Raw genomic sequence first — 18092 nt, forward strand, 5'->3', positions numbered from 1 at the left:
TTGAATCGCTCATTGCACGGTGATGGTCGCCTTCATGTTCGGATGGATGCCGCAGAAAATCCGGTACACGCCAGGCTTGTCGAACTTGAACTGATACGTGTCGTTCTGATCGAGCGCGGCCGAGCGGAACATGCCCGCGTCGTTGACGACCGTGTGCGGCTCGCCGTCGAGATTCTTCCAGGTCACCGTCGAGCCGACCTTGACGGTCAGCGCCATCGGCATGAACATGAAGTTCTTGATGACGATCGCGTTGGGCGTTTGCGCGACGGTCTGTTTTTGCATGGGCATCGGCATGGGCATCGTCGATTGCGCGAAGCCGAGCCCCGCCGACACCGCCAGAATCGCCAGGCTGCCGAGCACAACCAGCAGCGCGCGGCCCATCAGATTGATTTGCATCGCTGATCTCCAGAGCATTGAGAAAGGCACGCGCCATCAGGCGAGCGTCGTGTCGTCGAGCGTCGCCTTCAGCGGATGACGCGCAATGCTGACGCTCGTCACGCCCAGCATCTTCGGCAACTGGTCGCTCGCGACTTTCAGCGGCCCCGGGCCTTCGCCCTGCCCCGCGCCCGGTTGCGGATAGGCAGTCGAGCGCGCGGTATGGAACGTGATGTTGCCCTCCACCTTCGACACGATCTGATGGATGTGGCCGTTCAATACCGTCACCGAGCCGAAGCGCTTCAGATAACTCATGGCCTGGCCGGCGTCGCCAGTGCCCCAACCCCACGGCTCGTAGATCGTCCACATCGGCATGTGCGCGAACACCACGACCGGCGTGCTCGACGAGCGCCCTTTCAGATCGTTTTCGAGCCACGCCAGCTGTTCGTCGCCGAGACCGCCGAGGCCGTTCGGCTTGAAGTGCATCACGTTGACGAGACCGACGAAGTGCACGCCCTGGTGATCGAAGCTGTAGTAGCCGCGGTTATCCGAGGCCTTGCCGAAGCGGTTGAAGTACTCGGTGCCGGGGCCGTCGGTGACGTCGTGCTCGCCGGGCACCGTGTGCAGCTCGGGGATTTTCAGGCCCGACATCAGTTGCGCGGCCAGATCGAACTCCGAGGCCTTCGACAGATGGGTGATGTCACCGGTGTGGATCGCGAGCGGCGGGCGCGCCGGCATCGCGTTGACGAAGTCGATCGTCTGTTTCAGCGTGCCCGCGACGTCGGGATTCGCTTCCTTGTTGAAACCGATATGCGTGTCGCTGATCTGCAGGAACAGCGGCACGCCGGCCGCAGGCGCGGTTTTGGCGTCGGCGGCAAGCGCCAGTTCGACCGGCGTCAGCACGCCGCCCGACAGCATGAACACGGTGCCGAGGCCACCGAATGCCAGGCATTTCAGCGCGCCGCGTCGCGCCGGATCGAAGGAAGAATGGGACGACATGATGACCTCACGATGAAGATTCGCAGAACCGGCCACCGGACCGGGTTCGTGAGGCAAGACTGGTGTCGCGCGGGTTTTATTCCCGCGCGGCGGGTGATTTTTCGGGTGGGGCGGCTCAGTGCTGCACTTCGCTCTCTTCGCCGTAGCGCATGCCGTGCGCCGCGATCAGCCGGTACAGCGTCGCGCGTGAAATGCCGAGCTCGCGCGCGGCGTCGCTCGACCGTCCGCGGTGACGCAGCAGCGCCATTTCGATCGCCTGGCGCTCGGCGGCTTCGCGCGCCTGGGCCAGCGTCGCGGTAGACGTCGTCGCATACGCGGACAGTTCGAGATCCTCGGCGGTGATCGTGCGCCCTTCCGACATCACGATCGCGCGCCGCACGCGGTTGAGCAGCTCGCGCACGTTGCCGGGCCAGTCGTAGCCGTGCATCGCCATGATCGCGTCGGGCGAGAAACCGTACAGCCGCCGGCTCGCGTCCTTGCGATAGCGCTCGAGTACGTACAGCGCGAGCAGTTCGATGTCCTTGCCGCGCGCGCGCAGCGGCGGCTCGTCGATACGCAGCACGCACAGCCGGTGATACAGGTCCGAGCGGAAGCGCCCCGCTTCGATCGCGGCTTCCATATCGACGTGGGTCGCGCAGATGATGCGCACGTCGACATTGATCGACGACTCGCCGCCGAGCCGGTCGATCGTATTTTCCTGCAGGAAGCGCAGCAGACTCGCCTGGCTCTCGTAAGGCAGATCACCGATTTCGTCGAGAAACAGCGTGCCGCCGTTAGCCGCCTCGACGCGGCCGATACGCCGCTGATTCGCGCCGGTAAACGCGCCGCGCTCGTGGCCGAACAGCTCCGACTGCAACAGCGAGGGCGGAATCGCGCCGCAATTGATCGCGACGAACGGCGCGTTGCGGCGCGCCGAGCGCGCGTGAATCGCCGCGGCCGTCAACTCCTTGCCGGTGCCCGATTCGCCGGAGATGAACACCGGCGCATCGGTCACCGCGACCTTGCGGACCGAACGGAACAGCGCGAGCATCGCCTCGCAGGTGCCGATCATTTCGCCTTCGGCGCTCGACGTATCGAGAAACGCGGGCTCGCCGAGCGAGATCATGCCGCACGCGTGGCCGACGGTATCGACGATCCGCGTATTGGCCGCGGGCAACGTCACGTAATCGAAGCAGTAGTCGCGCACGAGGCGGCGCGTGGTGGGGTCATCGAGTTGCGGGGTTTCGGCCATCGCGACCCAGCCGACGTTCGGCAGCGCGAGGCAGGTCTGCAGCGCGCTCGCGTCGTGCAATTCGAGCACGCTGGCGAGATCGACAAGACCGCCCGCTGGCGCGCCGTCCTGCACGGCGCTGCGCACGCTGTGCACGGAGTCGATCACCTCGACTTCCCAATCGCGTTTCTGGATATCCGCCAGCAATTGCGGTGCGGGATCGCGCGTGAAATAGATCACGCGCCTCGGGTAGGCTTTAACTTTCTGCATTGCTCTGGTTCTCCTGCTGCGGCTTTACTGACGCCCGCCTTGACAGGTACTGCGCCGGAGCCTCTTGCCCGCCGGGTATCGCGGGTCCCAATGGCACGCCAGCTCGCCTCGAGGGAGGAGGAATTGGCGGGGAGGGGCTATTTTTTGGGCGGCGCACAGGCTGTCAGCAGCCCGATACGTTATGAATGATGAATCGATCATACGTGTCGATGCCGCGCTTTCCACTCGACCTGACGATATTTAATAATTGGTTCCACGTCTAAGGCGCGAAGTCCTTATCTGGCAGGGTTGTGGTGATTTTCTAGTGCGCGATGAATTGACATTTGCATCGATTTGTAACAATTGCGGCTACAGATTTGAGTGTACTTGTTGTGCGTTTTTTGCACATGCCGCGCTGCTATGTGTCGCTGCTAGCGACCGCTTGTGCGGCCCCCGCACTCGGTCCGCACTCAACCCCCTTTTGCCCGCAACGGCCTGAAGAACTTGCGGATTTCGGCCGCCAGCAACGCGGGCTGTTCCATCGCCGCGAAGTGGCCGCCCTCGGGCATGTCGCTCCATTGCACGACGTTGAAAGTCCGTTCGAGCCAACTGCGCGGCGGATGATTGATCTCCTTCGGAAATCGCGCGAAGCCGAGCGGCGTGTCGACGCGCTGGCCGTCGGCGAAACGCATCGGCTGCAGACGATTCTCCCAATACATCTGCATTGCCGGGCCGATGCACTGCGTGAACCAGTAGAGCGAGATATTGGTGAGCAACTCGTCCTGCGAAAACACCCGCTCGATGTCGCCGCCGCAATCGCTCCACGCGCGAAACTTCTCGCCGATCCACGCGGCGAGCCCGAGCGGCGAATCGTTCAGCGACGCCGCCACGGTCAATGGTTTGGTGCCGTGCAGATGCGCATAGCCGCCTTCGAGCGCGGCCCAGTCGTTCTTTTCACGCAGATAGTCCTGCTCGTCGGGCGTCAGCGGCTGCCGGTCCGCATCGGTCGCGGGCTCGTACGAACTCGGCAGGAAGTTCAGATGGATGCCGTCGACCGCGTGCGGATGACGCACGGCCAGCGCGATCGATACGCCCGCGCCGAGATCGCCGCCCTGCGCGCCGAAGTGCTCGTAACCGAGGCCGCGCATCAGCGTTGCCCACCGGTCCGCGACCTGAAACGCCGACATGCCTGCCTGCGCGGGCGCCGGCGAAAACGCGAAGCCGGGCAGCGACGGCGTGACGACGTCGAACGCATCGGCGGGATCGGCGCCGAACGCGGCCGGGTCGCATAGCTGATCGAGCAGCGCGTGAAACTCGAAGAACGAGCCGGGCCAGCCGTGCGTGATCACGAGCGGATAAGGCTTGAAGCCGGGCGCGTGGCCGGCGCCGCGCCGATGCACGAAGTGCACGGTCTGGCCGTTCACGTCGGCGAGAAATTGCGGCAGGCGGTTCAGCTTGCGTTCGGCCGCGCGCCAGTCGAACTGCCCCGCCCAGTAGCTCGCCAGTTCGCGCAACCACGCGGAGTCGGCGCCCTGCTGCCAGGCGGGCGCGGGCGTGGCCGGCGCCCAGCGGGTCGCGCGCAGACGATGGCGTAGATCGTCGAGTTCGTGATCAGCGATGGCAATCTCAAACGGCTCTATCTGCATGGTGGTCGGTCCGGCTCGGAGGCGCAAAGGTGAAGCGTCCCTGCCATCGTACCCGCGTCGGACGAAAGCCGGATAATGGGCGTCCCTATTCATATTCCACACTAGAGGAAATTGACGCGATGTCCGCCTACGAATCCAAGTTGCCGCGTGTGCTGTTGACCAACGACGACGGCATCGACGCGCCCGGGCTCGCCGTGCTCGAAGCGGTCGCCGCGGAACTCGCGCACGAAGTCTGGGTGGTCGCGCCCGAACACGACCAGAGCGGTACCTCGCATTCGATCAGCCTGCATTCGCCGCTGCGCGTGAGCCGTCAGGGCGAGCGCCGCTTCGGCGTGAGCGGCACGCCCGGCGATTGCGTGGTGATGGGCGTGCGCCATCTGATGCGTGAGACGCCGCCGTCGCTGGTGCTGTCGGGCGTCAATCGCGGTGCCAATCTCGGCATCGAAACGATGTTTTCGGGCACCGTCGGCGCGGCGATGACGGGTCTGCTGCTCGGGCTGCCGTCGTTCGCGCTGAGCCAGACCTTCCGCGATCGCGAACGCGTGCGCTGGGACACCGCGCGCACGCTCGCGCCCGGCGTGATCCGTCAGTTGCTCGCGATCGAGCATGCGGCGCCGACCTGCCTGAACATCAACTTCCCCGACGTCGACGCCGCCGACGCCCGTCCGCTGACGCTCACGCGCCAGGGCGTCGGACTCGTCGAGGGGATCGATGTGCAGGCGGAGATGGACCCGCGCGGGATCCCCTATCACTGGCTGCGTTTTCAGCGCGGCGCACACGCCAACGATCCCGACAGCGAGACGGCGGCCATCGCGGCGGGACGCGTATCGGTCACGCCGCTCGCGTTCGATCGCACCGACGACGCGACCTTCAAGCGGCTCGCCGCGTCGTTGCGCTGAGGTGCTCGGGGGCTTGGGGGGCGCCTGGCTGGTACTCAGGTGGAACCCAAGTCAGGAGGGACTCAGGCGAGACTCAGACGGCACTCGGCTAGCACTTACGCAGCCTCAGGCCACCTACGGGCGTTCCGCGAAACGCTGATTCGGCGCGCCCGCCGGCCCCATCGGATTGGGATTGCCGAACGCCGGCATGCTGCCGTCCTCGCGGGCGCGGGCCAGTTCCGCGCGGACCTGCGCGCGGGTTTTCGGCGCGTTGCCGGCTTCGACGGAGTGCAGCCCGCGACTGTTCAGCAGCCACGCACGGTCCACGCCGAAGATCGATCCCGAGCTGGATCCCGATGTGCCCCCTGACGTTCCCCCTGAAACCGCCCCCACCGTTTGCGCCGATCGCGGCTTCTTCGCGAGGACAGCCGCGCTTCTCACCTGCGCGCGCAGCACCGCGCGGCTCTCGCGCGAATGCGCGCTCTTCGCCGTTTGGGTTCGCTTCGGTTTTGTCGTCGGCGGCGACGGCTGGCTCGTCGTCTGCGGCGCCGGCCGTGCATCGCCCGGCTGTATCTGAGGAAGCCGGGTATCGACGCCTTCACCCGGCTGCAGCGGGCTGATCGCGTTCAGGTCGTTGCGCAGCGCGCTCCTGCGCAGCGCCTGGTCGTCCGGCATCGTTTCATCGAGACTGCCGATCCGTCCTGACGCTGCGTTCGCCCGGATGCTCGCGGCCTCGATGCGGCTGATTTCGTCGGCCGACAACCAACCGCCTTCCGACTGCGACACATACGCCCCAAGCGCCACCGCGCCGACGACAAGACCCGTGCACACCGCCATGATGGGTTCGTTGTACAAGACTGGCTCCCTCTGTTCTTTTGAGCCGACGTACGAAGTCGACGCGCGATTCCACCGCTGCCCAGCCGCCCGGATGCATGAAAGCGCCGCTCGCGCCGCCGCGTCGAATGCCACCGTCACGGCCGCTCGCGAAGTCGACCGACTCATCACGGAGTGTGAGCGAATCCGCAGCCGCGAGTCTTCGCTTTCCGCGTATCACACGACGAATCGGCGGATCTGGCCGTGGGTGTGTCCGAAATGGCCGGTCGTGTTGCCCTCCATCCCGGTCGCGCCCAGCGCGGCTTAACGGTTACACCAGCGGCCCCTCTTCCGGCTTGCCGCGCATCGCCACCACGATAGAACTGCCGACAATCAGCGCGATCCCGAACAATGACAGCCCGCCGATCGTTTCGCCCCACACCAGATAGCCGAATAGCGCCGCCCAGACAATGCTCGTGTAGTTGTAGGGCGCGAGCGCGCCCGCGTCGGCTTGGCGGAAAGCCATCGTCATCAGTAGCTGGCCGGCGGTCGCGAACACGCCGAGCATGGCCATGATCGCGAGCGCCTCGAACGACGGCGTGCGCCACGCAAACAGCAGCGACACGCTCATCACCAGCGTGCCGACCATCGTGAAATACAGTACGGTCACGCCCGAATCGTCGCTGGCCTTGATGCGCTTGATCTGGATGATCGACAGCGCACCGCATAACGCGCTCGCGATCAGCAACGCCGGCCCCAGCCAGCTCGAATGCGAGCCGTCGGGGCGCACTACGAACAGCACACCGGCGAAGCCAATCGCGGCCGCCAGCGCATCGCGCGGCTTCAGCGTTTCCTTCAGCAGCAGCGGCGCCAGCACGATCACCAGCAAGGTCTCCGAATAGACGATCGCGACCGCCTCGCTAAGCGGCATATACGGCAACCCCGCGAAGAACAGTCCCGACGCCCCGAGTAGCGTCAGCGCGCGCAGGGTCTGGCCGCGCACGTCCAGTTGCCGCAGACGCTCGGCGAGCGGCTCGCCGCGCAAACACATCGCCACTGCGGGGAACAGCCCGAACAGCATACGAAAAAACGTGACTTCATTGGCCGGGTAAGCCAGCGCAAGCGACTTCGCCAATGCATCGACGAGCGCGAAGCAGAACATCGACACAAGGATCAGCGCGACGCTGCGCAACGGCACGACGCTTGAGCGGACGGCGGCAACAGGCGGCATGGTGGTGTTCGGGTGGGGGCGGTGAGGAACGTCGATTATGCCCGTACCTTTTCCGTTACCTGCCTGGCTTTCCCAGGTCGCACGTCGATTTATTCATTGGACATGATCCGCCGCCGCATACGCCCCCACCGACCCCGCCGCCGCCTTTCCTGACAATGCCGGGTATTCACCGATACAGCCCGCCGAAACTAATAATATTATTCATATCGATTTCTACCTGATCGCAGAATCCCGCTCTGCGAGTCTGGCCGTAGGTGTTTTTAATAATAATTATGACCATCAACTAAACGGGGACCTCAGGAGATAGAAGGTGCGCAATTACATGGTGCTGGCGACGCTCGCGATGCTGAGCGCATGCGGTGGCAACGACGGTTCGTCGAATCCGGCGACGAGCGCGGACAAGCAGGTCAATGCGATCGACGCGACCGCGGCCTCATCCGCCTCGACCGCTTCTGCCGCCTCCGCGGCGCAGGTCGACGCGTCCGACGTACAGAAAGAGTTCAAGGCCGCGAAGGCGATCCCGGTCGGCATGAAGACGACCACCCCGCCGCTCGTGATCGCCGATCCGACGCTGAACCTGGCGCCCTACACGCCCCCCGCGGCGCCCTCGCCGGTGTCGACTACGACGCTGTCGTTCGGCGACTTCACCAGCTATCTCGCGCCGGGCTCGGCGAGCACGTGGCACCCGGGCAGCAACGCATCGACGATCGTGATCGACGCGCCGCCCGCCAATGGCACCGGCGCCGGCGACAAGGCCGTGGCACTCGCCGGCACCTACGCGACCGCGTCGTACGAAGCGGACCTGACCGTCAGCGCGCCAGTCGGCACGGGCGCCGCCAACGCGGGCTTCATCGTGCGCACGACCAACCCGACCGCCGGCGGCCCGGACAGCCTGACTGGCTACTACGTCGGCCTCGACACCGGCACGCACACGGTCGTGGTGGGCCGCCAGAACAACAACTGGACCAACTTCATCCAGTACCCGGTCGCCTCGGTGGTCGGCGGCAGCACGCATCATCTGAAGGTAACGACGAGCGGCAACGCGATCCTCGTCGACCTCGACGGCCAGCGCGTGATCAGCGTCAACGACGCGACCAACGCGCTGCCCGCGACATTCCAGAAAGGCAGCTTCGGGCTGCGGCGCTTCGGCGTCGGCGCGTCGTTCAGCAACATCACGATCCATACCTATCCGACCGTGACTTCGCCCGCCTACGACTTCTCGAAGGTGGTCGGTGCGGTCTACACGCCGTCCAACGCGGTCAACGCGATCGACTTCTGGGAGAACTACGATCCCGAGATCGTCAACCGCGAGCTCACCTATGCGCAGACCTACGGCATGAACACGATCGCCGTGTATTTGCACTATCTCGTGTGGGCCAACGATCGCGTCGCATTCCTGAGCAAATTCGAGAACCTGCTGAAGATCGCCGCGCGTCACGGCATCAAGGTCTCGCCGATCTTCTACGACGACTGCTGGGACGCGAATCCGCAGTACGGCCCGCAGGCCGCGCCGGTCTGGGGCGTGCATAACAGCCGCTGGGTGCAGTCGCCGGGCACGCCGGTCGAGCAGGCGTATTTCCAGCCGAGCGCCGCGAACTCGTCGATCACCTACAAGCAGAGCCTCGCGAGCTATATCACCGACTTCGTCGCGCCGCATCGCAACGACCCGCGCATCATCTTCTGGGAGACGATGAACGAGCCCGGCTGCAGCGGTAACGGCTCATTGCAGAACACCCGCGCGGTGCTGATGAACGATGCGCGCATCGCGATCCTCAACGCGGGCGCGACGCAGCCGATCAACGCGCCGCAGGTGCAGGAAGACGAAGGCAGCTATTTTTCCGATTTCTACGCGTTCCATCCGTATGGCAATCCGTACACGGGTCCGGTGAACGGCAGCAGCATCAGCGCGCTGAACTCGGAGACGCTGCAACGCGGCTTCGAAGGCACCGCGGGTCAAACGATGCCGGGCATCGTCGCGAACTACGGCGGCAGCACGGGCTTTATCGTGTGGGAGCTGATGATCGGCCGCACCAATACGCGCTTCCACTGGGGCCAGGTGCCGGACGCGCCCGCGACGGTCGAACCGGCGACGCCGTTCCAGGGGACCATCTACCCGGACGGCCATCCGTGGCAAACCTCGGAGACCCAGGCGCTGACGGGCGGCTTCGACGTCAAGCTGCCGGTGCTGCAGGTCGCGTACTACAACGACCCGACCTTCGCCGCGGCGCCGGTGAAAACGTCGATTACACCGCTGATCGATTTCGATCTGAACACCGAACGCGGCACCGACTCGCCTGACGCGTCGGCCGGCATCAACGCGACCAACTACGGCGTGCGCTGGACCGGTGCGATCAAGGCGACGCAGGAAGGCAACTACACGTTCTCGATCGATAGCGACAACGTCGCGCGTCTGTGGATCAACGGCACCAGGGTGATCGACAAGACGAGCACCGCGCAAGGCACGGCGAGCGGCAAGGTGCATCTCGCAGCGAACCAGCGCGCGTCGATCAAGGTCGAGTACGTGCACGGCAGCGGCGCGGCCAGCATGCACCTGCTGTGGTCGAACCCGGCCGCGAAGAGCCCGGACACGCTGAAGATCGTGCCGTCCGATTCGCTGGTGACATCAAGCTGATAGAACCGGCGGCCTAAAAAAAACGCGGCGCACCGCTTAATCGGTGCGCCGCGTTTTTCATTCAACGTACGGTTCGCGAGTGACGCGCATCGATTGCGCGTCGCACGCTTTAGTACCGTTTTAGTACCGCTTAGACGGCATAAATTTCCGGATTTTCCGCGAGCGGCAAAAAGTTACCTGTCTTGCCGTCGAGCGCGAGCATCTCGCCGCTTTCGATGTTGAAGATCCAGCCATGCAGACGCAGCGTCTTGTTCGCAAGCCCGACCGCCACCGACGGATGCGTGCGGATATTGCCGAGCTGCGCGATCACGTTGTCCTTGACCAGCGCGGCGAGACGCTCGGCATCCGAGCAGTAGTGGCGCGATGCGTTGATCGCCTTGGCCGCATCCGCGTGACGCAACCAGCTCGCAACTGCCGGCATGTGTTCGAGATTCGTGCAGCTCGAAATCGCGGTCATCGCGCCACAGTTCGAGTGACCGCAGATCACGATGTCCCGCACGCCGAGCACCGCCACCGCGTATTCGACAGTGGCCGACACGCCGCCCGGCTCGGGTCCGTACGACGGCACGATATTGCCCGCATTGCGGATCACGAACAGCGAGCCCGGCTCGGTCTGCGTGAGCAGTTCCGGCACCACGCGGCTATCCGAACAGGTCACGAACAGCGTGCTAGGGCTCTGTGCGGTCGACAAACGCTTGAACAGCGCACTCTGCTGAGGAAAGACCTCGCGTTGAAAGCGGATCAAACCTTCGATGATTTCCTGCACGATATTCTCCAGAGAAGCGAAGAGACGATTTATTGGTTGCCGCGACTATACCGCAGCCGTCCGATCGTCGCGCGAATCGTCGTGCTAATCGTGGCGCGCAAAGGCACCGCGACATCCATCGACGTACGCGCATGAACGTGCATAAAACGTGCATAAAAAAAACCCCGGCTGCTGCCAGCCGGGGCCAACTCTCTCGCTCACACCGGAGACGATGCGGGCATTGCTACTGTAGCGGTGGGGGTGAAGCGGATATAGACGCTAGCGTGGAAGAGTCCTTTCCAGCGCTGCCCGCAGCACGAATCATCGCCGGCTCACTGCCCATGGATTCGCAACCGACTCGCCGTGCAACGAACGATCTCAGCGCGCGGGTGCCGCAGCCGGTTGACCGCCTTGCGATGCCGCCGGTGCCGCGCCGCCGTACGCGTTCGCAGCGGCGCTTTTTGCAGCGGCGTTCTGCGCGGCCACGCGCGCTTCGGCCTGCTGGATCGCTTCGGGATAATGCGCTTCGTCGCCGTCGCCGACGTGATAGCCGTTGCGCTCGAGCTGGATCAGTTCCGCGCGCACCTGTGCACGCGTGAGGGGGGCATTCGATTGGGGGACATTCGATTGCGCGAAAACCGCGGCCGAAGCAGCGATGGACATACCGATGACGGCGGCCTTGAACAAACACTTCATGATGAAACAAGCTCCAGTAATTGAGGATCCGCGGCACTACGCTTTGTCGTGCTACACGTGCTGCACCGCTGGTGTCACTCAATATAGGCGCTACCTTACGGACGAATAACGGCTGCGCATCGAACGGATTGTTGTCGATTCTGGAGAAGTGGCGAACGCATGCGCACCGTCACGGCACACGTTCGCGCCACCGCGTCGACTAGTCGAAGTCGCGCGTTTCGAGTTCCACGGACTGCCCTCCGTTGCGTTCGAGCACGCGTCGCGTAGCATTTTCAATGCGCGCGCGATTCGCCTCGAAGGTCCCCACCAGATCGTGAGCCGACGGACTGCCATTGCCGAAATGATCGTTGAGCGCGTCGAGCGACACGCTGCACCATACGCCCGCCCCGTCCACATTGGCCTCGAAGGCGACGCGCGCGGCTGCCACCACTTCCCGGCGTCCGGTGAATTCGATCCTCATAATGGTCCTCCATGTATCAAAGGGAATCCTGACTACGCAACCGTCGTGCCAAACCGGCCGCATCCGCGCGACCGATCGGACCTCACTCGCGCAGGCTCCGCTGCGTACCGACTTCATCGCAGCCGCCACGCGCGGCCCTGTCGATGCGGTGCGGCAACGCTTCCTCGGAGCAGCCGTCGAACGCGCTCGACACGTCGATACTACGCCCTTCATGAGTGGTGGCCGCCGATCTTCATCGGCGGATTGTTGATCGTTGCGGTGAGGACGTTGGTGGTTTTGGTAGCTTCGATTGCGAGGATCGCGATTGAAGCGGTGATCGCTATCGTGCTGTGCGTGGTCGGATTGCTCGCGCTGGCGTCGATGCTCAGACCCGGTGGCGAAGATAAGAAAGTGCCGCTCGACGTGCTATCGCCGCTAGCAGATCGAACCACGTAACGCAGAAGGAAAAAGCTGCGAGCGCGTGGTCCGCGCGCCCGCTCATCGCTCGTCAACGACGGCACGCAAACGCGTCGCCGCTACGCACCCGCCGCCAATGTCGTCGCGAAGAAATCGCGGACCTGTACCGCGGTTTGCGCATGCACCGCATCACGATCGACACCCGGACCGTCCCGGCAGATGGTCGCGAGCCGCTCGATGACCGCCGCTTCGCACACGTCCATGAACGTGTAGTGCGAGGCGCCCGGCACCATCGTCACCGAGGCCCGCGGCATGAAGCCCGCGATGCGATGAATGTTCGTATTCACCGGCGCGGTCACGTCGGCCTCGCCCGCGAGCAGCGCGACCGGAATCGTCACCTCCGCGAAGGCGTTCGGATCAAATGCCTCGCCGAGCGCGGGCGCGATCGCGAACACGGCCTTGATGCGCGGGTCGCGATACGAATCGCCCGAACGCGCGCGCGAGGCCTTCGTTGCCGGCGATAGCGCATCGAGCGTGAGCGCGGACGCGCCCGGCGCGTGCGGAAGTTTCGCCGCTTCGGGCGGCGTGCAGATCGCGTCGGCGGCCGGCGACGTGCAGAAGCGCTCGAATGCGGCGACATCGGTGCGCGCGCCCGCAAGTTCGAGCACCGTATAGCCGCCGAGCGAAAAGCCCAGCGCGCCGATCCGCGTCGCGTCGACATGCGGGCCGAGTCGCGGGTCCGCGAGCATGCCGTCGAGCACTTCGCTGACGTCGGTCGCGCGCTCCCACCACAGCATGAAGCCGTCGCGCGTAAGCGGCTCCAGCGCATTGTTGCCCGGATGATTGACGCCCGCGACGATGTACCCCTGCGCGGCCAGCGACGCCGCCAGCCAGTCGAGACTGTCCGCGCTGCCGCCGGTGCCATGCGATAACAGCAGCAACGGGTACTTCGCGTGGGCGGCGGACAGCGGCGCATCGTCGGCGGCCGCATGGCCGAGGAAGATCGGATGGCCGGGCGCGCCGATCTCGTGCGCGGTCTCGGGCTGCGTAGCGTCGGCCGGATACCAGATGCGCGTGACCAGCGCCTCGGTTTGCGCGCCACGCCAATGACGCGACGCGCTCGGATGGAACACGCGGACCGTTTCGCCGACGTGCCAACCGGACGGCGCGGCTTCGGCATTCGCGCGTGCGGACAGCGCCAGCGACGCCGATACCGGCAACAACATCGACATCGACAACCATGCCGCCGACGGCGCAATCGACAACGACAAGGCCAACGCGCACGACAGCGCGCTACGGCTTCGACGCAACATGATTAGTCCTCCCGAATGGGAATCAGCAGATCGGTGATGCAGGTGGGTTGCGCGCCGGGATCGGGCGAACTGCGATACAGCTCGAGCGCCGGCCGCCGATCGCGCCGGTAACCGCTGCGTGGCAGCCAACCGCTGTTGAGCGCGCGGAAGGTCGGCGAGATCAGCGCATAGGGGCCGATCAGCCGATGCACCGCATACAGGCCGCCTTCGAGCCGCAATGGCTCGATGTGTTCCGGTGATTCGACGCGCGCCGTTTCGTCGCCCCATCCCGCGACGACACCCGCGCGATAGCGAAAGCCGCCGGTCGCCGCATCGCGCGCGCAGATGCCGATCCGCTGCGGCGCCAGCGGAGTCTGCTCGCAGCGCAGTGTCGTCATCAGCGTGCGAAAAGTCTGGCCGATCGTCGCGACCGGGCCATCGTGATGCAGGCACAGCACGTCGAGCGGCGGCAATTCGACGACTTCGACGCATGACGCTGCGGTAGCGGCGGTTTCATCGACGTTGGGACGCGAATCGCTCGCGCTACCCTCGCCTGTTCCTTCGTATTGCGTCGCCCCGTTCATCCGCACCGCCTGCCGCCGCGCGGCATCGCAAGCAGCCGAACCTGCCGAGCCCGCCGTCGGAGACCGCACCGACGCCGCCCCGACCAGCGGATGCCCAACCAGCAACCGCTGCCGCGCCCGGAACTCGCTCGGCGACACGCCGGTGAAATCGCGAAACGCACGCGCGAAAGCCTGCGGACTGTCGTAGCCGGCATCGTGCGCGACGGCGGTCACCTGCGCAGCATCGGTCAGACGCTGCGCCGCCTGCGCGAGCCGCAGCCGCTTGACCGTCTCGACGACGCTCTCGCCCATCAGCGCGCGATAAATCCGGTGGAAGTGATACGGCGACAGATGCGCGACGGCGGCGAGGCTGTCGAGCGTATGCGGCGCGCCGGGATCGACCAGAATGGCCTCGATTACGCGAGCGATCCGTCGACGGTAATCACGTTCGGTGCTGGGCTTCATGATGACGCCACGATAGCGGCGTTCGCGCCGCGCTGCAGTGCAGAACTTGCGGAATTTGGGAATTTCGCGCGCTGTATCGCATCGGATTATGCGCGACAGGTCGCCACAATTCCTTTCACTTGAAATAAACAGCCGCCCGAATCAGAATGGCGCCACGCCTACGAGGGCAAGAAAAACACTAGTACAAGAACAACACAAACAACACAACGAGAGAAGGCGATCACATGGATCGTGTCGAACCTGGCTTCGGAGCGTCGGATCGCGCTGCTGGGCTGCCCCCTTACGCCACTAGCGTCTCCGAGGCCGCGGTCGGACACGCGGACCGCGCCCCGGTATTCAGCGTGCGTTATGCGGTCAGGCCACGCCGGCCGGGCCGCACCGCCACGCTTCGCCATGGATTCGGCATCAAAGGCACGCTGTCGATCAACGGCGACTTCGTCACGTTATGCCGATCGAATGGCAGCGAGCCGCGCAGCTTTTATCGCAGCGATATTTTCGACATCGAGTTTCACGGGCGGCGGATCGGCTTCGACCTGCACGTGACGCCGCAGGACGTGCAACGCGTCACGCTGAAAACCCGCCACGTCGACGACGTTCGGCGCATCGTCGAACGATTGCCCGCGCAGATGACGCCCGCGTTCGCCGCCGAGCGCGTCGCGCTCAACACGTTCCCGCAGCGGCTCGTCGAGCTGACGCCGCTGCCGTGAGTCACCTATGCGCTGATCGCGCTGAACTTCGCGATCTTCATCGCGATGTGCGCGACGGGCGCGAATGCGTTGCGGCCGGATCCCGCCGCGCTGGTCGCGTGGGGTTCGAACTTCGCGCCGTATACGCTCGACGGCGAGCCCTGGCGTCTGCTGACCGGCGCGTTCGTGCACATCGGCTTCCCGCATCTGTTGTCGAACATGGTCGTGTTATTGCTGCTCGGACGCACGACCGAGCGGCTCTACGGCAACCTGCGCTTTCTCGCGCTTTACCTGTTCGCCGCCGTCAGCGGCGGCATCGTCAGCATCCTGATGCATCCGGGCGTCAACAGCGCGGGCGCGTCCGGCGCGATCTTCGGCGTGGCCGGCGCGTTGCTCGCCTTCGTGCTGCGTTATCGCAAGGAACTGCCCGCAGAGCTCGCGGCGCGTAACCGTCGCGCGATGCTCGTATTCATTCTGTACAGCCTGTATCGCGGCTTAGTGCAACACGGCGTCGATAATGCCGCGCACTTCGGCGGCCTCGTCGGCGGCGTGCTGATCGGCGCGCTGCTCGCGCGGCCGCTCACCGAAGAGGCGCGCGAACGCAGTTCGCGTCCGAGCGCGATCGCGGCCACGACGGCTGCGGTGCTGTTCCTCGCCGCGCTGAGCTGGCCGCTCACGCATCTGAACCCCGACCGGCTTCAGGAAGCCAGCTTCGACAGACTGCTGATCGAACTGCAGCCCGCGCAGAAGAAGACCCTCGCCGACGTGATCGCGTGGAGCCACTCGCGGATCGCCTCGCAGATCGAACGCGACGCGGCGTCGAACCGGATCATCACGCAACTGCTGCCGGAGTGGGACGCGATGTATGCGAAGGTGGAAAGCGCGCCGTTGCCGCCCGGTTCGCGCTACGTGCCGCTACGCGCGACGATGCTGCGCTACCTCGACGACAACCGGCGGATGTATCGGCTCGCGGCCGTGTTGCTCGCGCATCCGCAGGAGCTGGATGCGGCGGCGTTCGCGCCGATCCGCGCGCTGGCGAAGGACGCGCACGCGCAGATCGACGAGATCAAGCGGCTCGCGCCTCAACTGCGGGGAAATCCGGCGCGGCGTTAGTCAGGAATCAACCCGGCATCAGCCAGAAATCACCCAGGCTCTAACACGCGCGCGGCAATAGGAAAGGATGTGGACCCGGCGCGTCAGAAGCGATGCCGGATCCCGACGCGAAACGCCAACTGGTCGTTCGCGCCCACGCCCGAAGGGCCGAAGAAAACCGGCGTGGAGCCGATCTGCGCCTGCACGTCCTGGGTGCCGTTGCGCCCCGACGCGACCTGATAGACGCCGAGCGCGTACACGTCGGTGCGCCGGCTCAGCGAATAATCGACGCTCAGACTGCCCTGATTCCAATGGCCGCTGTGGGCGTCGCCCAGGTGCATGTACGTGTAGCCCGCGCCCACGGTCAGCGCCGACGTGAACGCGTATTTTGCGCCGGCGTCGTAGGCGGTGAAGGTCGTCGCCACATCCGTGACCGTTTCGAAACGCGTATTCGTGTAGAGCGCCCAGAACGTGGCCGCGCCGAGCGCATAGCGCGCGCCGGCGCCGAAGGTACGCAGGTCGCGCACGTTGCCCATCGATACATTGGCGATGGTCGTCGAAAACGCCGGTACGGCCTGGCTCGGATAGCGAATGTCGGTATAGGCGGTGCCGAGGCTCAACGGTCCGTTCGCATAGTTCGCACCGAAGCTGTACGTGCGCGACGAGCCCGCTTGCGGTGCCGCGCTGTTGCCGCCGGCCGGCGCGCCCGCGAATGCGCCCGCCTGGTTCGAGAAGCCATACAGCGCGCCGAACGTGAAGCCGGAAAAATTCGCGCTGCTGAACTTGATCGCATTGTTCACGCGGCTCGCCGTCAACTGATCGACGTCGTTGATCCGGTACGCGTAGTTGCCGGCCACGGTCTGGCTGCCGTTCGAATAGTTGGCGCCGAGCACGTCGGTCGACAGCGAGTACTGCCGGCCGAACGTCAGCGAACCGACACCTCTCTGCGACAGACCGACGAACGCCTGGCGGCCGAATATGCCGCCGAGCAGCATCGCGCCATTGCCGGTGTTGAAGCCGCTTTCCACCACGAACAGCGCCTTCAGGCCACCACCCAGATCTTCGGTTCCGCGCAGCCCCCAACGGTTGCCCGACGCGACGCCTTCGCCGTACTTGACGACGCTGCCATGGCCGGTGTCGGTGCGGGCATGGTTCACGTAGCTGATGCCGGCATCGATCAGGCCATACAGCGTGACGCTGCTCTGTGCATGGGCATCGAGCGCGAGGCCCCCGAGGATGGCGGCGGCAAGAACCGTTTTTTTCATGTTTCCTTTTTTCTTCTTTGAACTGCCGTGCCACGCGTAGTCGTCGACGCCACGCGAGGCCGGCCCGGCAAGCGACGCGAGCGGCATATCGACGCGCGTCCGACCGCTGCACGCGGTGGCACGGCAATGAGATCGGTGTCTGGAAGGTGCAACTGAACCGGGTCACGGCGACAACCGCGGTGTGCGCGGTAGCCGCCGATCGATGGCGGAAACGTCGGAACGTCGACGAGTCGGTCAGGCGCGTGGCCTGGGTGAGTGAAACGAAGCGTCTATTCCGTCGTGTGGCGCGGAATATAGCGACTCGTCATGAATTCGTAAACAAATGCAAAGGGAGTTGTCGTCTTTATGACACACGACTGTCATCGGGCATGATGTGCGTCAAGGAGCGTCGACATGCGC

General features: G+C 65.0%; 17 protein-coding genes. 4 read left to right on the forward strand and 13 right to left on the reverse strand.

What is annotated here, in order from left to right:
* Positions 1–9: 9 nt before the first annotated feature.
* The 4 genes from HHL14_RS29980 to HHL14_RS29995 form a co-directional block, all read right to left on the reverse strand.
* A complete protein-coding gene (locus HHL14_RS29980; protein ID WP_169501227.1) occupies positions 10–396 on the reverse strand; it encodes a cupredoxin domain-containing protein in 387 nt (128 codons plus the stop codon).
* Between the two features lie 36 nt (positions 397–432).
* Positions 433–1374, reverse strand: coding sequence for a metallophosphoesterase family protein (locus HHL14_RS29985; protein WP_169501228.1), 942 nt, complete (start codon positions 1372–1374; stop codon positions 433–435).
* Between the two features lie 115 nt (positions 1375–1489).
* Positions 1490–2854 carry a sigma-54 dependent transcriptional regulator gene (locus tag HHL14_RS29990; protein ID WP_169501229.1) on the reverse strand — a complete coding sequence of 455 codons (1365 nt, stop codon included), beginning with the start codon at positions 2852–2854 and terminating at the stop codon, positions 1490–1492.
* A gap of 449 nt (positions 2855–3303) precedes the next feature.
* Complete coding sequence (locus tag HHL14_RS29995) at positions 3304–4479, reverse strand: epoxide hydrolase family protein (RefSeq protein ID WP_169501230.1); 1176 nt, start codon at positions 4477–4479, stop codon at positions 3304–3306.
* Between the two features lie 119 nt (positions 4480–4598).
* Here HHL14_RS29995 and surE point away from each other — a divergent pair, with 119 nt between their 5' ends.
* On the forward strand, positions 4599–5378 hold the full coding sequence (gene surE / locus HHL14_RS30000) for a 5'/3'-nucleotidase SurE (RefSeq protein ID WP_169501231.1): 780 nt from the start codon (positions 4599–4601) through the stop codon (positions 5376–5378).
* 114 nt (positions 5379–5492) lie between these two features.
* Here surE and HHL14_RS30005 read toward each other — a convergent pair whose 3' ends face one another.
* Both HHL14_RS30005 and HHL14_RS30010 read right to left on the reverse strand, forming a co-directional pair.
* Positions 5493–6194, reverse strand: coding sequence for a DUF4148 domain-containing protein (locus tag HHL14_RS30005; protein WP_169501232.1), 702 nt, complete (start codon positions 6192–6194; stop codon positions 5493–5495).
* A 307-nt stretch (positions 6195–6501) separates the two neighbouring features.
* Complete coding sequence (locus HHL14_RS30010) at positions 6502–7401, reverse strand: DMT family transporter (protein ID WP_169501233.1); 900 nt, start codon at positions 7399–7401, stop codon at positions 6502–6504.
* Positions 7402–7711: 310 nt separating this feature from the next.
* Here HHL14_RS30010 and HHL14_RS30015 point away from each other — a divergent pair, with 310 nt between their 5' ends.
* Entirely contained in the window at positions 7712–10033 is a 2322-nt protein-coding gene (locus HHL14_RS30015; protein ID WP_329601755.1) for a PA14 domain-containing protein, read from the forward strand.
* 130 nt (positions 10034–10163) lie between these two features.
* On the opposite strand, the gene HHL14_RS30020 is transcribed toward HHL14_RS30015, so the two are convergent.
* The 6 genes from HHL14_RS30020 to HHL14_RS30045 all read right to left on the reverse strand — a co-directional run bounded on the left by HHL14_RS30020 (position 10164) and on the right by HHL14_RS30045 (position 14650).
* The gene (locus HHL14_RS30020; protein ID WP_169501234.1) at positions 10164–10799 is read right to left on the reverse strand and encodes a carbonic anhydrase; all 636 of its coding nucleotides are present in this window, start codon (positions 10797–10799) and stop codon (positions 10164–10166) included.
* 357 nt (positions 10800–11156) lie between these two features.
* Positions 11157–11474, reverse strand: a complete 318-nt coding sequence (locus HHL14_RS30025) for a DUF4148 domain-containing protein (protein ID WP_169501235.1) — start codon at positions 11472–11474, stop codon at positions 11157–11159.
* A gap of 199 nt (positions 11475–11673) precedes the next feature.
* Entirely contained in the window at positions 11674–11934 is a 261-nt protein-coding gene (locus tag HHL14_RS30030; RefSeq protein WP_169501236.1) for a DUF1488 family protein, read from the reverse strand.
* 209 nt (positions 11935–12143) lie between these two features.
* A complete protein-coding gene (locus HHL14_RS30035) occupies positions 12144–12434 on the reverse strand; it encodes a hypothetical protein (protein ID WP_169501237.1) in 291 nt (96 codons plus the stop codon).
* A gap of 15 nt (positions 12435–12449) precedes the next feature.
* On the reverse strand, positions 12450–13643 hold the full coding sequence (locus tag HHL14_RS30040; protein WP_169501238.1) for an alpha/beta hydrolase family protein: 1194 nt from the start codon (positions 13641–13643) through the stop codon (positions 12450–12452).
* Between the two features lie 2 nt (positions 13644–13645).
* Positions 13646–14650, reverse strand: a complete 1005-nt coding sequence (locus HHL14_RS30045) for an AraC family transcriptional regulator (protein WP_169501239.1) — start codon at positions 14648–14650, stop codon at positions 13646–13648.
* A gap of 224 nt (positions 14651–14874) precedes the next feature.
* Between HHL14_RS30045 and HHL14_RS30050 the strand changes: the two genes are divergently transcribed.
* Both HHL14_RS30050 and HHL14_RS30055 read left to right on the forward strand, forming a co-directional pair.
* On the forward strand, positions 14875–15357 hold the full coding sequence (locus HHL14_RS30050; RefSeq protein ID WP_169501240.1) for a hypothetical protein: 483 nt from the start codon (positions 14875–14877) through the stop codon (positions 15355–15357).
* 45 nt (positions 15358–15402) lie between these two features.
* A complete protein-coding gene (locus HHL14_RS30055) occupies positions 15403–16449 on the forward strand; it encodes a rhomboid family intramembrane serine protease (protein WP_169501241.1) in 1047 nt (348 codons plus the stop codon).
* An 83-nt stretch (positions 16450–16532) separates the two neighbouring features.
* Here HHL14_RS30055 and HHL14_RS30060 read toward each other — a convergent pair whose 3' ends face one another.
* Positions 16533–17693 carry a porin gene (locus HHL14_RS30060; protein WP_169501242.1) on the reverse strand — a complete coding sequence of 387 codons (1161 nt, stop codon included), beginning with the start codon at positions 17691–17693 and terminating at the stop codon, positions 16533–16535.
* Positions 17694–18092: the final 399 nt, after the last annotated feature.

It is taken from the genome of Paraburkholderia antibiotica, assembly GCF_012927125.1.
Taxonomy (GTDB): Bacteria; Pseudomonadota; Gammaproteobacteria; order Burkholderiales; family Burkholderiaceae; genus Paraburkholderia; species Paraburkholderia antibiotica.

Coding starts and splice junctions, on each gene's coding strand:
- HHL14_RS30055 (WP_169501241.1), top strand. CDS start 15,403: ATGTGCGCGACGGGCGCGAATGCGTTGCGGCCGGATCCCGCCGCGCTG.
- HHL14_RS29985 (WP_169501228.1), bottom strand. CDS start 1,374: ATGTCGTCCCATTCTTCCTTCGATCCGGCGCGACGCGGCGCGCTGAAA.
- HHL14_RS30030 (WP_169501236.1), bottom strand. CDS start 11,934: ATGAGGATCGAATTCACCGGACGCCGGGAAGTGGTGGCAGCCGCGCGC.
- HHL14_RS30040 (WP_169501238.1), bottom strand. CDS start 13,643: ATGTTGCGTCGAAGCCGTAGCGCGCTGTCGTGCGCGTTGGCCTTGTCG.
- HHL14_RS30045 (WP_169501239.1), bottom strand. CDS start 14,650: ATGAAGCCCAGCACCGAACGTGATTACCGTCGACGGATCGCTCGCGTA.
- HHL14_RS30025 (WP_169501235.1), bottom strand. CDS start 11,474: ATGAAGTGTTTGTTCAAGGCCGCCGTCATCGGTATGTCCATCGCTGCT.
- surE (WP_169501231.1), top strand. CDS start 4,599: ATGTCCGCCTACGAATCCAAGTTGCCGCGTGTGCTGTTGACCAACGAC.
- HHL14_RS29995 (WP_169501230.1), bottom strand. CDS start 4,479: ATGCAGATAGAGCCGTTTGAGATTGCCATCGCTGATCACGAACTCGAC.
- HHL14_RS30050 (WP_169501240.1), top strand. CDS start 14,875: ATGGATCGTGTCGAACCTGGCTTCGGAGCGTCGGATCGCGCTGCTGGG.
- HHL14_RS30060 (WP_169501242.1), bottom strand. CDS start 17,693: ATGAAAAAAACGGTTCTTGCCGCCGCCATCCTCGGGGGCCTCGCGCTC.
- HHL14_RS30010 (WP_169501233.1), bottom strand. CDS start 7,401: ATGCCGCCTGTTGCCGCCGTCCGCTCAAGCGTCGTGCCGTTGCGCAGC.
- HHL14_RS29980 (WP_169501227.1), bottom strand. CDS start 396: ATGCAAATCAATCTGATGGGCCGCGCGCTGCTGGTTGTGCTCGGCAGC.
- HHL14_RS30005 (WP_169501232.1), bottom strand. CDS start 6,194: ATGGCGGTGTGCACGGGTCTTGTCGTCGGCGCGGTGGCGCTTGGGGCG.
- HHL14_RS29990 (WP_169501229.1), bottom strand. CDS start 2,854: ATGCAGAAAGTTAAAGCCTACCCGAGGCGCGTGATCTATTTCACGCGC.